The 14,744-nt window shown below is 32.4% G+C and carries 14 protein-coding genes and 1 pseudogene; 12 read left to right on the top strand and 3 right to left on the bottom strand.

The annotated features are described in order from the left end of the window. Positions 1-42: 42 nt before the first annotated feature. Positions 43-2,118: a heavy metal translocating P-type ATPase gene (locus tag M3005_RS04735; RefSeq protein ID WP_463670946.1), complete on the top strand. Its 2,076-nt coding sequence runs from the start codon at positions 43-45 to the stop codon at positions 2,116-2,118. 33 nt (positions 2,119-2,151) lie between these two features. Here M3005_RS04735 and M3005_RS04730 read toward each other — a convergent pair whose 3' ends face one another. Next, a complete protein-coding gene (locus M3005_RS04730; RefSeq protein ID WP_293794151.1) occupies positions 2,152-2,592 on the bottom strand; it encodes a hypothetical protein in 441 nt (146 codons plus the stop codon). 88 nt (positions 2,593-2,680) lie between these two features. Here M3005_RS04730 and M3005_RS04725 point away from each other — a divergent pair, with 88 nt between their 5' ends. The 4 genes from M3005_RS04725 to pepF all read left to right on the top strand — a co-directional run bounded on the left by M3005_RS04725 (position 2,681) and on the right by pepF (position 7,536). Next, complete coding sequence (locus tag M3005_RS04725; protein ID WP_293794150.1) at positions 2,681-3,442, top strand: MBL fold metallo-hydrolase; 762 nt, start codon at positions 2,681-2,683, stop codon at positions 3,440-3,442. A 65-nt stretch (positions 3,443-3,507) separates the two neighbouring features. Then, positions 3,508-4,560, top strand: coding sequence for an adaptor protein MecA (locus tag M3005_RS04720; RefSeq protein WP_293794148.1), 1,053 nt, complete (start codon positions 3,508-3,510; stop codon positions 4,558-4,560). A gap of 61 nt (positions 4,561-4,621) precedes the next feature. Further along, positions 4,622-5,713 carry a competence protein CoiA gene (locus tag M3005_RS04715; RefSeq protein ID WP_293794147.1) on the top strand — a complete coding sequence of 364 codons (1,092 nt, stop codon included), beginning with the start codon at positions 4,622-4,624 and terminating at the stop codon, positions 5,711-5,713. Between the two features lie 23 nt (positions 5,714-5,736). Beyond that, on the top strand, positions 5,737-7,536 hold the full coding sequence (gene pepF, locus M3005_RS04710) for an oligoendopeptidase F (protein WP_293794146.1): 1,800 nt from the start codon (positions 5,737-5,739) through the stop codon (positions 7,534-7,536). A gap of 38 nt (positions 7,537-7,574) precedes the next feature. Here the strand turns inward: pepF and M3005_RS04705 are convergent, their stop codons facing one another. Then, on the bottom strand, positions 7,575-8,216 hold the full coding sequence (locus M3005_RS04705; protein ID WP_293794144.1) for a DsbA family protein: 642 nt from the start codon (positions 8,214-8,216) through the stop codon (positions 7,575-7,577). 180 nt (positions 8,217-8,396) lie between these two features. On the opposite strand from M3005_RS04705, the gene yjbM reads away from it, so the two are divergent. The 7 genes and pseudogenes from yjbM to M3005_RS04675 all read left to right on the top strand — a co-directional run bounded on the left by yjbM (position 8,397) and on the right by M3005_RS04675 (position 14,531). Further along, on the top strand, positions 8,397-9,014 hold the full coding sequence (yjbM, locus tag M3005_RS04700; RefSeq protein WP_293794142.1) for a GTP diphosphokinase: 618 nt from the start codon (positions 8,397-8,399) through the stop codon (positions 9,012-9,014). A gap of 17 nt (positions 9,015-9,031) precedes the next feature. Further along, a complete protein-coding gene (locus M3005_RS04695) occupies positions 9,032-9,841 on the top strand; it encodes an NAD kinase (protein ID WP_293794141.1) in 810 nt (269 codons plus the stop codon). Then, positions 9,834-10,721 carry an RluA family pseudouridine synthase gene (locus M3005_RS04690; RefSeq protein ID WP_293794140.1) on the top strand — a complete coding sequence of 296 codons (888 nt, stop codon included), beginning with the start codon at positions 9,834-9,836 and terminating at the stop codon, positions 10,719-10,721. Before M3005_RS04695 ends, M3005_RS04690 begins: the two co-directional genes overlap by 8 nt. Positions 10,722-10,770: 49 nt before the next feature. Next, positions 10,771-10,956: pseudogene (locus M3005_RS06045) on the top strand (putative RNA methyltransferase); the annotation flags it as partial. A gap of 51 nt (positions 10,957-11,007) precedes the next feature. Continuing rightward, positions 11,008-11,664 (top strand): methyltransferase domain-containing protein, encoded by a 657-nt coding sequence (locus M3005_RS04685; RefSeq protein ID WP_293794139.1) that lies wholly within the window; start codon positions 11,008-11,010, stop codon positions 11,662-11,664. A gap of 16 nt (positions 11,665-11,680) precedes the next feature. Continuing rightward, entirely contained in the window at positions 11,681-12,193 is a 513-nt protein-coding gene (locus tag M3005_RS04680) for a tRNA (cytidine(34)-2'-O)-methyltransferase (RefSeq protein ID WP_053950260.1), read from the top strand. A gap of 19 nt (positions 12,194-12,212) precedes the next feature. After that, positions 12,213-14,531, top strand: coding sequence for a DNA translocase FtsK (locus tag M3005_RS04675; protein ID WP_293794138.1), 2,319 nt, complete (start codon positions 12,213-12,215; stop codon positions 14,529-14,531). A gap of 40 nt (positions 14,532-14,571) precedes the next feature. Here the strand turns inward: M3005_RS04675 and M3005_RS04670 are convergent, their stop codons facing one another. Further along, positions 14,572-14,691 carry a DUF4044 domain-containing protein gene (locus M3005_RS04670; protein WP_293794136.1) on the bottom strand — a complete coding sequence of 40 codons (120 nt, stop codon included), beginning with the start codon at positions 14,689-14,691 and terminating at the stop codon, positions 14,572-14,574. Positions 14,692-14,744: the final 53 nt, after the last annotated feature.

Genomic DNA, 14,744 nt, shown 5'->3' with positions numbered 1-14,744 from the left:
ATGAACCACGAACACATGAATCATGACCATATGGACCATAGTATGCATATGAATCATGGTGGCATGGATCATTGCGGTATGGATATGGGACACGATATGGGTCACATGAACCACGGTGGTATGAATCATTGTGGAATGAACATGGGACATGACATGGGTCACATGCATCATATGGGAAATCTAAAACTTAAATTTTGGATTTCATTAATCTTAACAATTCCAATTATTGTAATGTCACCAATGATGGGAATGAAGATGCCATTCCAAGTTACTTTCCCTGGATCAGATTTCGTAGTGTTAATTCTAGGAACTATCCTATTCATCTATGGTGGTTTTCCATTCTTTACATCATGCATTGGTGAAATGAAGAGCAAAAAACCAGGAATGATGTCACTTATCACAATGGGGATTTCGGTTGCTTATGTATATAGTGTCTACGCGGTAATTGCTAACGATATTTTAAAGGTAACGCCAATGGTTAATGATTTCTTCTGGGAATTATCAACTCTTATCGTTATTATGCTATTAGGACACTGGATTGAAATGAATTCCGTTATGAGTGCTGGTTCTGCAGTTAATAAGTTAGCAGCATTACTACCTGATAATGCCCATTTAGTTTCGGAAGACGGCAATGTTACTGATGTTTCAGTCAATGAATTATCAGAAAATCAAACTATTTTAATTAAGTCAGGTGAAAAGATTCCCGCAGATGGAATTATTATTGATGGAACTACTTCAGTCAACGAATCTTTAATTACTGGTGAATCAAGAGATGTTAACAAACAAGTTGATGATCAAGTTATTGGTGGTTCAATTAACGGTAGTGGAACTATCAAGGTAAAGATTACTGGAACTGGTGAAAGTGGTTATCTTTCAAAGGTTATGAAGATGGTTAGTGATGCCCAAGCATCTAAATCACAAGCTGAAGATTTAGCTAATAAAGTTGCTGGATACTTATTCTACGCGGCACTTGTTGTGGCTGTAATCGCATTTGTAGCTTGGAGCGTTATTCATAATGTTGCTTACGCAATTCCAATTACAGTTAGTGTATTAATCATTGCTTGTCCACATGCTTTAGGTTTAGCAATCCCATTAATTATTTCTAGACTAACTGCAATTTCAGCTACACATGGTTTATTAATCAGAAACAAGACATCACTTGAAGGTATCAAGAAAGTTAAATACGCTTTGATGGATAAAACAGGTACTTTAACCCAAGGTGATTTTAAGGTAAATGAGTTTGACTCATTGGACAGCAATGTAGAAAAGAATGAGGTCTTACAAATTGCAGCTGCACTAGAAGCAAACTCATCACATCCATTAGCTGAAGGAATCATTAAAGCTTTTGCTGAATTGAAGATGGAAAAATTATCTGCATCAAATATTGATGAAATCTCTGGAGCAGGAATTAAGGGAGAAATTAACGGTGATCTATATGCAGTTGTATCAAGTGCATATTTAACTAAAAATAAGATTGCTTTTGATACTACTCAAACTGATCAATATTTGGCGAAAGGAAATTCATTAAGTTATGTTATTAATAATGATAATGTAATTGGATTTATCGCTGAAGGTGATTCAATCAAACCAGGTGCCAAAGATATGATTGAATACTTAAAAAGTCAAAACATTACACCAGTTATGCTAACTGGTGATAATCAAAAAGCTGCTGAAAAAGTAGCTAGTTTATTAGGTATTACTGAAGTAAATGCTGAATTAGTTCCTGAAGATAAACAAGAACTAGTATCAAAGTATCAACAAACAGATAGCGTTATGTTTATCGGTGATGGTGTCAACGATGCGCCAAGTTTAACTAAAGCTGATTTAGGAATCGCAATTGGTTCAGGTACTGATGTTGCAATCGATTCAGCTGATGTTGTCTTAGTTAACAGTAATCCTGCCGATGTGATTGATTTGATTAAACTAGCTAAGCAAGCTAGAACCAAGATGATTCAAAACCTATGGTGGGGAGCTGGATACAATATTATTGCACTTCCACTAGCTGCCGGTTTATTATCATCAATCGGAATTATCATTGGACCAATGTTAGGAGCAATTATTATGTCACTAAGTACTGTGATTGTTGCTATTAACGCAATGACATTGAGAATTAAATAATAAAAAAAGCGATGCATTTTATGCATCGTTTTTTTATGCCTTTTTATAGTTTAATGATAATTCTGCTAAATTTAATAATTGATTATCTTTTTGCCAGCTCTTAAAATCGAAATAATTATTCCAGCTGGATGCTAAGACAAATCTTTTTTTATCTCTGGTTTCTTTTAAAAGAAGAAAATGAATGGAATCATCGTTTTTAATTTTTTCAATGATGGCGTCAAACACTTTTTTGTCATCATCGGAAAGGTTAAAGTAAGAATAATTCACAAAATTAATATTTGAGAAAAAATCATGATCAAAGATAACGTCAAAAATAATGTTGTTTTTAAAAATGTCGTGATTACCATGAAAATCAATAATTTGATATTGACCATCACCGCTATTGAATAAAGAGAGATCTAGCTCTGGGTTAGCCTTCTTTAATTTATCGACAATAAATTTGTTACCAAAAGTCATACTGATTTGATTATTCATAAAGATACCCTCCGAGTAAAAAGCATTTACAAATTACAACTATATATTTACACTAAAGTTAATTAAAAACAAGTAAAAGAGGTTTAATATGAAAATAACAGTTTTAGGTTACTATGGTGGATATCCCGCAAATGGAATTGGTACTAGTGGTTATTTGATTCAAAATGATGATTTTAATTTACTTCTTGATTGCGGAAGTGGTGTTTTATTAGAACTAGAAAAATATATTAATCCTTACTACTTAGATGCAGTATTGCTTTCACATTATCACAGTGATCATATTGCTGATGTCGGAGTGCTACAACATTACTGGCAATTAGCGCCTAACAAACCAGATGATAGGGTGTTACCAATTTATGGGCATCAAGAAGATATGGATAATTATCAAAAATTATCCTGGTTTGATGTTACAGTGGGCAAACCATACGAAGAAGATAAGCACTTATCGATGGGCGGATTGGAAATAAGTTTCAAAAAAACACAACATCCTGTGGTAACTTATGCAATAAAGATTAAAGACGTTAAAACCAATCAGACCATTGTATACACAGGTGATACTAAGTACTTTGCTGAATTAGCGGAATTTTGTTCAGGGGCAGATTTACTAATTACTGATACTAATTTTTACGCGGATAAAGAAGGTACTAAATGGCATATGACCTCTAAAGAAACCGGTGACTTAGCAAGAAATGCGAATGTGAAATCAGTTTTAATCAGTCATTTGCCACAATATGGTAACTTAAATGATTTATTAAATGAAACGCGAAACGAGTGTGGAAACGATATTAATGTGAAATTACCATCAGTAGGATTAGTAATTGATTTAAAAGACGTTAAATCATTGAATTGATTAGTCTTTTTGGGTTAAAATATGGGTATTATAAAATCAGTTGATTACGAGAAGAGGTGTCTTTAATGAGAATGGAAAAAATTAATTCTGGAACCATCAAGGTTACAATTACTAATCAAGAATTAGATGAAAGAGGAATTGATTTATTATCACTATTAGGTGATGAAGATGGAATCGAATCTTTCTTATACTCAATTCTAGATGAAATTGATGTTGATGATGAATTTAAGAGCACAGGTGCTGTTTCATTCCAAGTCGTTCCTAATAAGTCAGGGTTAGATATGTTTATTAAGAATAAGAATGTTTTTGAAAACCATATTCAATCATTGGACGATAGTGATCAAGATGATGACGATATTGTTGACGATGATGATGAAAATCAAACCCAAAATCAACAAGATCCATTTAACATATTTGAAGGCCCACAAAGTAGAAGTGATGATGATAAAGCAGACTTACCTGAAATGGATGAGTTTAAAAAGTTTGCTGATACCAATACTTTATTTGCATTGATTGAGGCTAAAAACATGTACGGTCGTATTCTTGATTACGAAGACGATGACGAAGAACACGAATTAGATGACACTACTCAAGAACTATTAGATTATCTAAAGGATACATTGGGTAGTGTGATTGATACCGTTGAGTTAAGCGATAAATTCCCACGTTATAAATTGGAAATGATTGCTGCAATTAATGAAGCCAGAAGTAAAAGAGAAGAGCTAGATTCAACTGGACATTTAAAATCTGACAATCCATTCATCGAGAATGAAAAAGATAATCCAATTGATAACATTGGAAGTTTTAATCCTAAACTTAATAAGTGGGAAATGTTATTAAAGGTTAGTGATTTTGAAAATGTAATTAGATTATCTGATGAAGTAACCCAATATGATGATGTTGATACAACATTATATAAGTGCGATGACGATTATGTAGTTAGATTTACGACAACTAGAAATGAAAATGATGTTGAATTTAAAAACTTCACTAATATTATTAGCGCTTCGTTAGAATACGGATCTAAACTTCACTGGAGACAATTTGATAAGATTGCGCGAAAGAAAGTTATTATTCCGCATTTAGCATTATTAGAAATTAAAAAGTATTTTAAATAGAAAAAGGACTGATTAAATTCAGTCCTTTTTTGCGTATATATGCTTGGTGATAATGATGATAATGGCATATTTAAACGACAAGTTAATAAGCGCTAATGATGCGAAAAAATCAGATGATTTTAGCTGTCCAGTTTGTAAAGAAAAGGTAGTTTTAAAAAAAGGGGCAATTATGAGTCCGCATTTTTCCCATCGAAAAAATTCTGATTGCTTGACATTAATGGAAGAAGGGGAAACCGAAGAACATTTGTTGGGAAAACAGCAACTATACTTTTTCACTCAATACAATGAAACGTTGGTAGAAAATTACCTACCAAAGATTAAGCAAAGACCTGATTTATTATGGAAAAGTTTAGCGATTGAGTTTCAGTGTAGTCCAATTAGCATTAATAGATTAGATCAGCGCATTCGTGGTTATAAAAAGCAACACATAAAGTCGCTATGGGTATTAGGATCAAAGTACAGGAAACGATTTGGCCAACCTAGTACAAATAAGTTTTATTATTATTTTGAAAAGTTAGGATTTACAATGTTTTTTTGGTTAACAGCCAAAAATAAATTAGAAATCAGATACAACTGTAGGTATGTTTATGGAAAACTGAAATATCAAATAATTGAAGTTAGTAGTTTGCATGAGTTAACGCAATTTTTGAAAAATCCAGGGATGATTATATCCGACCGAAAAAATATTTGTTATTTATTTGATGAATTGAGAAGACTACAAAATCAGCTGTTTTATCAAAATAAAAGGACAATCGATTGGCAAAATCATTGTTATTTAAATGGTCATGATATAAATGGTGCACCAATTGAATGCCATTTTAGTAACACATGTCTTCCGTTATTCGGGAAAGATTATTTAGTATGGAAAATACTGATTTTAAATGGATTAGTTGATGATATCGACTGTAAGCAATTATTGAGAATAGTGAATGGTATTTATAAGCTAAAGGTTCATTATCCGTTAATAAAGTGTCCGGAAAAATTTATTTTAAAAGAATACGCCAATATATTATCAATTTTAAGTAAAAAAGGGTATATTAGGATTATTGGGGATCGAATCCAAATAATAAAATCATTAAATTGGTTCGATGATTACTATCAAAAAATTCAAAAGCTTATACAATGCGAGGGCGCTTTTGTAGATAGAATTTAGACATTTATTAGGATGGTGTTCTTATGACAGAAGTACAACAATTACCAGCAAGACAAGATGTTCCAGAAGAATTAACATGGGATTTAACAACTATTTTCCCAAGCGACGATGATTTCGAACAAGCTTTTAAAGAATGTCTTGATGAAATTGAAGAAGTCAAAAAACTACGCTCAGAAACTTTCAGTGCAGATGTTTTACTAAGTGATTTAAAAGCAATGGAACAATTAGATCGCCATGTTGAAACATTATACGTATACTCATCATTAAAGAGTGATGCTGATACATCTGATAACAAATATCAAAGTATGAATTCAAGATGTAGCGACTTAGCTTCAAAAGCTGAACAAGCTGTATCTTGGTTTGAACCAGCGATTTTGAAATTAGACCAATCAGAAGTAGCTGATATGGTTAACTCAAATGATGAAATTAAACAATTTCAGCACTTCTTTGACGAATTATTTAGTCAAAAAGATCATATTTTAGATGAAGAACATGAAAAAATTTTATCTAGTTTAAGTAATATTTTCCAAGTTCCATCAAATGTTTATGGAATTATCACTAACTCAGATATGAAGTTTCCAATTGTTAAGGACCCAGATGGTAATTCAGTAGAATTATCAAATGGTGTTTACAGTAAACTTTTAGAATCTACTGACAGAAGTGTTAGAAAAGAAGCATTCCAAAAGTTATATTCTATTTATGATCAATTCAAAAACACATTAGCATCAACTCTTTCTGGTGAAGTTAAAGTACATAACTTTAGTGCTGAAATGAGAAAATATGATTCCGCAAAACAAGCAGCGTTAAGCCGTAATCATATCGATCAAAATGTATATCAAAACTTAATTGATTCAGTAAACAAACATTTACCTTTACTACATCGTTACGTTAAGTTAAGAAAGAAATTACTTGGTCTAGATGAAATGCATATGTATGATTTATACACTCCACTATTTGGTAAATCACCAATTTCATACAACTATGAAGAAGCACAAGCTGAATCATTAAAGGCATTAAACGTTTTAGGACCAGATTACATCTCACATATTAAAGATGAATTTAACCAACGTTGGATTGATGTTGTTGAAAACAAAGGTAAACGTAGTGGGGCATATTCTTCAGGTGTGTATGATACCAACCCATTTATCTTATTAAATTGGCAAGACAATTTAGATAACTTATTTACTTTGGTCCACGAATCAGGTCACAGTATGCATAGTTACTACACTACACATAATCAACCATTCCAATACGGTGGATATTCAATCTTCTTAGCTGAAATTGCATCAACAACCAACGAAAATATTTTAACTGATTACTTGTTAAAACATACAGACGATGTTGAAGTTAAGAAATATGTGTTAAACCATTTCTTAGATGGTTTCAAGGGAACAATTTTCCGTCAAACTCAATTTGCTGAATTTGAAGACTTTGCTCATCAACAAGAACAAAAAGGAAATCCATTAAATGCTGAAATGTTAAGTGATTTCTATCTTGAATTAAATAAACGATACTATGGTGAAGGCGTTGTATCTGACCCAGAAATTGCTTATGAATGGTCAAGAATTCCTCATTTCTACATGAATTACTATGTTTACCAATACGCAACAGGATTCGCTGCTGCGATTGATTTGTCTGAAGGTATTTGCGCTAACGATCAAGACAAGATTGAAAAGTACTTAAACTACTTGAAGTCTGGTAGCTCAGAATATCCATTAGATGTTATGAAGAAAGCTGGAGTTGATATGACCAGCACTGACTATTTAGATAACGCATTTAAGGTCTTTGAAGAAAGATTAAATGAATTAGAAAAATTAGTTTAAAATAAAAAAGATACTAGCCACGGTGGCTAGTATCTTTTTTATTTAATAATTCTAAAGTGTTTCATTTTAGTTTCATTCAAGTTGTCTTCACTAAGTGCATCTTGTAAATATTCAGTTGTTAAGTTTTTATCACAACAAGCGTTAAATAACGTTGAATATTCAATATTTTCAGTTAAGATACCATCTTTACTGTTTTCGCAATTAAAAATAACCGCAGATGCAGGTTTTTCAATTTTCATGTTTTGAACTAATTCTTGATCTTTTTTAATTGCATTTTTGGCTAGATTAGAACGTCTATCTTCTACAAACATATCAACATCAAGTCCACAATCTTTTGCGATTGAGATTGCCATTTCATCACTGTATGACATAGCGTCTGTAAGTAGTCGATCTTGCATTTCAGTAAGAAACTTCCGTCCTTTTTTCATACCTTGGAATAAAGCAGCTTTATAATCCAAGACCACATTTTTATATAAGTCAGCCAGTTGTTCAGAAGATAACCTTTTCTTCAATTGATTATTTGAATTACAGTAGTCGGTCTGAACGACTTTTAAGTTATATATTGGAATAAACTGCAATTTAAACTTTGAATCAATGTCTTCAGAAATTCTTAAAACAGTATTTTCTGAGTTTCTGCAAGCCTTACATAACGGATCAATGAACAGAAATAACTCGAACAATTTTACCCCTCCATTAAGATTTTTGTATCGTACTATTAATTCCAATAATTAGAATAACAAATTAAGCGGTAAATACAAGCTTTTGGCTCACAATTAGTAAAAAAAGGAAAGCTTTTTATTGAAATGATAAATTGTGGTAAAATAATCAAGTAAATTAGGTTTAACAAGGAGGTTGGCCTAGTGATAAAAAATTGGAGTGACTTTTTATTCCCATATGAACAAGCTGTTTCGGAATTAAAAGTTAAATTAAGAGGAATTCGTAAGGAATTCGTTCAATTCGACAAAAGAAGTCCAATTGAATTTGTAACTGGTCGGGTTAAACCAGTTGAAAGTATCAAAGAAAAAATGAATCGTCGATTAGTTTCTGAAGATCGATTATCCCAAGATATGGAAGATATTGCGGGACTTAGAATTATGTGTCCATTTGTTGATGATATCTATGAGGTCGTGGATATTTTAAGAAAAAGAAGTGACCTTAATATTCTTGAAGAACGCGATTACGTTAACCGCGAAAAAGCTAGTGGTTATCGCTCATATCATATCGTTTTTGAATATCCAATCGAGATGGTTGATGGCGAGAAAAAAATCCTAGCTGAAATTCAAGTTAGAACTTTAGCTATGAACTTTTGGGCAACTGTTGAACATTCACTTAATTATAAATATGATGGTGAGTTCCCTGAAGATTTAAAGCGCAGATTACAACAAGCTGCTGAAACAGCATTTAAGCTAGATGAGGGCATGTCTGAAATTCGCAAAGAGTTAATTGAAACACAGGAAAAGAATGATAAAAACCAATGAAATAGGGATGATTAGGTATGAAAGTTGCAATCTACAGTAATGATGGTTCCACTTCTAATAAAGTGGCCTCACAATTAAAGACGAAAATTGAAGCTTCTGATAAATTAGAATATGATGGATTAAATCCCCAAATCGTTATTTCAGTTGGTGGAGATGGAACATTGCTTTCTGCTTTTCATCACTATAACGATGCAGTAAGTAAGATTAGATTTGTCGGGATTCATACAGGTCATCTAGGTTTTTATACAGATTGGCGTGATTATGAAGTTAACGATTTAGTCGAAAGTCTGGAAAATGATAACGGTCAAAGTGTTAGCTATCCATTGCTATACATCAAAGTAAAATACAGTGATGGTGGTCCAGACGATAGTTTCGTTGCTTTAAATGAATCGACTTTAAAACGAATCAATGGCACGATGGTGACTGATATATACATCAAAGGTGAATTCTTTGAAAAATTCCGTGGTGATGGTCTTTGTGTATCAACACCTACAGGTTCAACTGCTTATAACAAGTCAGTTGGTGGAGCGATTATTAATCCACAATTAAATGCGCTTCAAGTTTCTGAAATGGCATCAATTAATAATCGAGTTTTTAGAACTTTAGGTTCACCTATTATTATTCCTCCTGATGAAATAATTACAATTGTGCCGGATAACCAAGATCATAATATTCTAACCTGTGATCAATTGTTGATTGCAGACAGACCAATTGAATCTATTTCATATTCAATTTGTAATGATAGAATTTATTTCGCACAATACAGACATACACATTTCTGGAAGCGAGTAAGTAATTCATTCATCGGAGTCCATGAAGATGACTAGTTTTTCTTGGATTAATCATCAAGAAAGCCCAATTAGATTGAGAAATTTCTTGAGACAACACGGTATATCTAGAACGCTTTTAAAACAAATTAAGTTTGATGGCGGACAAATTGTTGTTAACGGTGAGTCACAAAAGGTTAATTACATGCTATCTGATCAAGATAGTGTCGAAATTACTTTGCCACCGGAACCAGCTAATGATGTGATTCAGATATCAGACAAGGAAATAAGCATCATATACGAGGACGAACATTTTCTGGTAGTTGATAAGCCACCACATGTGGCATGTTTGCCATCGCATTTGTACAAAAATGATACAATTGCTAATCGTGTCAAAGGCTATTTCATAAGACAGGGATACAGTAACCAAAAGATTCATATAGTCAATAGACTAGATATGGATACAAGTGGCATTATTATCTTTGCCAAGCATCATTTTGCTCATTCGTTATTAGATTTACAAATGCAGCATCATGAAATTATTAAAAAATATGTTGCAATTGTTGAAGGAAAAATCAATCATCAACATGTCGACATTTGTTTACCAATCGGCAGACAAGAGGGATCGTTTATAAAACGAGATATTGTGGATGGTGGAAAACCTTCTTGGACAGAGTTTTGGGTTGATAAGAGTAGTGAAAAATTAACACTGGTTAAAATTAAATTACATTCAGGTAGAACGCATCAAATTAGAGTGCACTTCAAGGCAATCAATCATCCATTGATTGGTGATTGGTTATATAATCCGGATAATAAGTTAATGGATCGCCAAGCGCTACATTGTTATGAGATGCAGTTTTATAATCCATTTTCACAAAAAGAAATTCTTTGTCAGTCACAGATTCCAAATGATATGCAACAAATAATAAAAAGGTTCTAATAAGTTAGTGTTAGGACCTTTTTTAGTTCACAAAAAGATATGAGTTAGTATGATATACTTATATACTGAATGGTATGAAATGGTGGTAAGAATGAAAAAAATCGATATAGCAAAATCTTTTCTACAACAAAATATTAATTTATTTAAATGCCCGGTTTGTGATAATTCATTTATAGAACAAACTAATAATTCGATTGTATGCCCAAATAATCATTCTCTTGATATATCAAAAAAGGGAACGATCCAATTTATTAACCATAAGGTTAGTACGGAATACGACGGTTTGATGTTAGAATCCAGACGAAGAATTATTCAAGCTGGCTTTTTTGACGGCATCTTACATAAAGTAGCTGAACTAATGGATGCGAAGCCACAAAACATCATTGATGTTGGTAGTGGTGAAGGTATGCCATTGAAGAGATTAATGGAATATAGAAATAACATTGATAGTGCAATTGGGTTTGATATTTCAAAGCCAGGAGTAAATTTATCAACTAGTGAATTAACTGAAAATAGATTCTTTTGCATTGCTGACTTAGCTAACTTACCTTTTAACAATCAAAGTATCGATCTAATTTTAGATTTATTCTCACCATCAGCATATAATGAATTTAATCGAATCTCTTCAAAGGGCGGCCATTTGATTAAGATTGTGCCTAATTCACATTACTTATTTGAATTAAGAAAGTTACTGTATGGGGATGATAATCCTAACAGTAGCTATGACAATCAAAATGTTGTCGAATTATTTATGAAACATTATCCAAATGCTAAATCACATTCAGTTCGCTATACGTTTGAATTACCAGCAGAACTTAGAAATGATTTAATGATTATGACTCCACTACATTGGGGGCATAATGCTAAGCAATTATCTGAATCAGAAATTCAGACGTTAACTGAAATCACTGTTGATGTCACAATCTTAGATAATAAATTTTAAAAGCGAGGAAATTAAAATGACAAATCATATTGTTTTATTTGAACCATTGATGCCAGCTAATACTGGTAACATTGCTAGAACATGTGCAGGTACTGACACAGTACTAGATTTAATCAAGCCATTAGGATTCTCTGTAGATGATAAACATCTAAAAAGAGCCGGTTTAGATTATTGGGACAAAGTAGATATTAATTATCACGAAAGTTTACCTGATTTCATGAATACTTTAACCGATAAAGATAAATTGTTTTTAGTATCTAAATTTGCCAACCACGATTACACAGATCGTGATTATACAGATGATAATTACAACTATTTCTTTATGTTTGGAAAAGAAACTACTGGTTTACCAGAAATGTTTATGAGAGATAATGAAGAAAAAGCGATTAGAATTCCACAAGATGATACACATATCAGAGCGTTGAATCTTTCTAATACTTGTGCAATCGTTATCTATGAAGCATTAAGACAACAATCATTTCCTAATTTAGAAAGAACACATAAGTACGAATACGATAAATTAAAATAATAATTGAGGGGGGAGTAACTTGGCCAAGAAAAAAACTACTAGTCGCAAAAAGAAAAAGACTACACAAACAACTAGTTTATTTGACATTGATAGTAAATATCATAATTATATAATCGGTTTTTTGTTGGTGTTAGCTAGTATTTTTAGTCTCTTTAAACTAGGTTTTCTAGGCGTTACTTTGAACAATATTGTTAGATTCTTTATTGGTGATAGTAGTCCATTAGGATTAATAATTGCGATAGTCGTAGGTTTAATACTAATTGTTAAAGGTCCTGAAATGAAGTATAACAAGCGCTGGATTGCCGGTGGAGTTATCTTTTATTTAGGATTAAGTTTGTTTTTGTCGGCGTTATTATTTAGCCAATCAACTACGCATTCATACATTAGTCAAACTATGACATTAATGGGACATGATTTTATTAACTTGTCATCTAATTCTGCTGTAGGTGGAGGGATGATTGGTGCAATTTTACTATTAGTTTTTAACTTCCTAGTATCAACAATTGGATCAGAAATCTTATCGATTTTATTGATGGGAATTGGATTAATTATATTGTTCAACTTACCGATTAATAAAATCATGGATGAAGCTAGAATCAAAATTGAACAACAATTAAAGACGATGAAAGAAAATCGTGATAAAAGAAAACAAGAAGGACACGATGATATAGGTGTTGGTGAAAAACAAGATTTAAATTCTGTTTCTAATGACAAACCAGAAACAAAAATTAATTTATCTGGTTGGATGGATAAACATCCTAATGATGATGAACCAGCTTTAGTTGAGGATAATCATAAGGATTATAAGACAGCTGCTGAATATAACGATGAAACTCGTGATAAAGCTAAGCTATCTGAAGTAATCCAAAGTCATATTGATACTGATAAAGATGGAATCGAAATTAAAGAGATTGATGATTCCAATTATCAATTACCAACACTTGGTCTTTTAACTAGCGTGGATGTTAATGATCAAAGTGATGAATACAAGAATATAGAACGTAATACAAAGGTACTGAAAGAAACATTAAATAGTTTTGGGGTTGATGCCGAAATTAAGAATGTTAACTTAGGGCCATCAGTCACTGAATATGAATTACATCCAGCGGTTGGGGTAAAAGTAAGTAAGATTGTTAATTTAGCAGATGATTTAGCTTTGGCTTTAGCTGCTAAGGACATCCGAATCGAAGCGCCAATTCCAGGTAAGTCCTTGATTGGGATTGAAGTACCTAATAAAAAAGTTGCAATGGTTTCATTTAAAGATGTTGTGAAATCACAATCGAATAAGCATGGATTACTTTCTGTGCCACTTGGTAGAAATGTTAGTGGTGATGTCATTTCAACAGACTTGACTAAACTACCGCATTTACTAATTGCTGGTTCCACTGGTAGTGGTAAATCTGTTGCAATCAATGGAATTATTACGAGCATTTTAATGAATGCTAAACCTAGTGAAGTTAAGATGATGCTAATTGACCCTAAAAAGGTTGAATTAGGTGTGTACAATGGGATTCCACATTTATTATCTCCAGTTGTTTCAGAACCTAAAAAAGCAGCTCGATCTTTAAATAAAGTTGTTGCTGAAATGGAACATCGTTATGATTTATTTGCAAAGCATAATCAAAGAAAGATTAGTACTTTTAATGAATATGTAAATGGATTGAGCGAAGAAGAACGTGGTGATTTAAAGCCACTTCCATATATTGTTGTAGTTGTTGACGAATTAGCTGATTTAATGATGACAGTTTCCAACGATGTTGAAAGTGCAATCATTAGATTGGCTCAAATGGGAAGAGCTTCTGGAATTCATATGATTCTAGCAACTCAACGTCCATCAGTTGATGTTATCACTGGTTTAATTAAGTCAAACGTGCCATCCAGAATCGCTTTTGCTGTTTCAAGTGGAATTGATTCTAGAACTATCTTAGATTCCAACGGTGCTGAAAAACTGTTGGGACGAGGAGATATGCTATATCTACCAATTGATAAGAATAAACCAACCAGATTACAAGGGGCGTTCATATCAGATCAAGATGTTGAAAATGTGGTAGATTACATCAAAGAACAGCAACCGGCTGATTATGATGACAGTATGATTGTCACTGATGAAGAAATTCAAGTTGAAGAAGATAGTGAAGAACAAGATGAATTGTTCAACGATGCTTTAAATTTTGTAGTGAGTGAACAAAAAGCAAGTACTTCATTGTTACAACGTAATTTTAGAATTGGTTACAATAGAGCTGCACGAATTATTGATGACTTATATCAAAGAGGTTATATTGGACCACAAGTTGGTAGTAAACCAAGAGAAGTATATAAGCAGCATGAGGATGAGTAATAAAAAAGGAACCCATCTTTAAGATAGGTTCCTTTTTTTATTAATTAGCTAGTAATTGGTATGTTGCGCCAAGGATTAAACCACCAACGGTTGAAATAATCATTAGCCAAACAAAAATCATAGTAATGATTTGAAATCTAGATTTCTTCTTCTTAGCCATGTAAACACCACTTTCTGTAATGGATATTATAGTTAGAGTTTACAGTTCATTGA

It is taken from the genome of Apilactobacillus sp., from assembly GCF_025290035.1.
Classification (GTDB): domain Bacteria; phylum Bacillota; class Bacilli; order Lactobacillales; family Lactobacillaceae; genus Apilactobacillus.
The sequence above is the reverse complement of the archived record's forward strand: the minus strand, read 5'-3'. Positions and strand labels throughout refer to the sequence as shown.

Excerpts from the sequence above, each read along its gene's own strand:
- M3005_RS04715 (WP_293794147.1), top strand. The coding sequence starts at position 4,622 with ATGGCATATTTAAACGACAAGTTAATAAGCGCTAATGATGCGAAAAAA.
- M3005_RS04725 (WP_293794150.1), top strand. The coding sequence starts at position 2,681 with ATGAAAATAACAGTTTTAGGTTACTATGGTGGATATCCCGCAAATGGA.
- M3005_RS04695 (WP_293794141.1), top strand. The coding sequence starts at position 9,032 with ATGAAAGTTGCAATCTACAGTAATGATGGTTCCACTTCTAATAAAGTG.
- M3005_RS04735 (WP_463670946.1), top strand. The coding sequence starts at position 43 with ATGCATATGAATCATGGTGGCATGGATCATTGCGGTATGGATATGGGA.
- M3005_RS04680 (WP_053950260.1), top strand. The coding sequence starts at position 11,681 with ATGACAAATCATATTGTTTTATTTGAACCATTGATGCCAGCTAATACT.
- M3005_RS04670 (WP_293794136.1), bottom strand. The coding sequence starts at position 14,691 with ATGGCTAAGAAGAAGAAATCTAGATTTCAAATCATTACTATGATTTTT.
- M3005_RS04730 (WP_293794151.1), bottom strand. The coding sequence starts at position 2,592 with ATGAATAATCAAATCAGTATGACTTTTGGTAACAAATTTATTGTCGAT.
- M3005_RS04685 (WP_293794139.1), top strand. The coding sequence starts at position 11,008 with ATGTTAGAATCCAGACGAAGAATTATTCAAGCTGGCTTTTTTGACGGC.
- M3005_RS04690 (WP_293794140.1), top strand. The coding sequence starts at position 9,834 with ATGACTAGTTTTTCTTGGATTAATCATCAAGAAAGCCCAATTAGATTG.
- M3005_RS04720 (WP_293794148.1), top strand. The coding sequence starts at position 3,508 with ATGAGAATGGAAAAAATTAATTCTGGAACCATCAAGGTTACAATTACT.
- pepF (WP_293794146.1), top strand. The coding sequence starts at position 5,737 with ATGACAGAAGTACAACAATTACCAGCAAGACAAGATGTTCCAGAAGAA.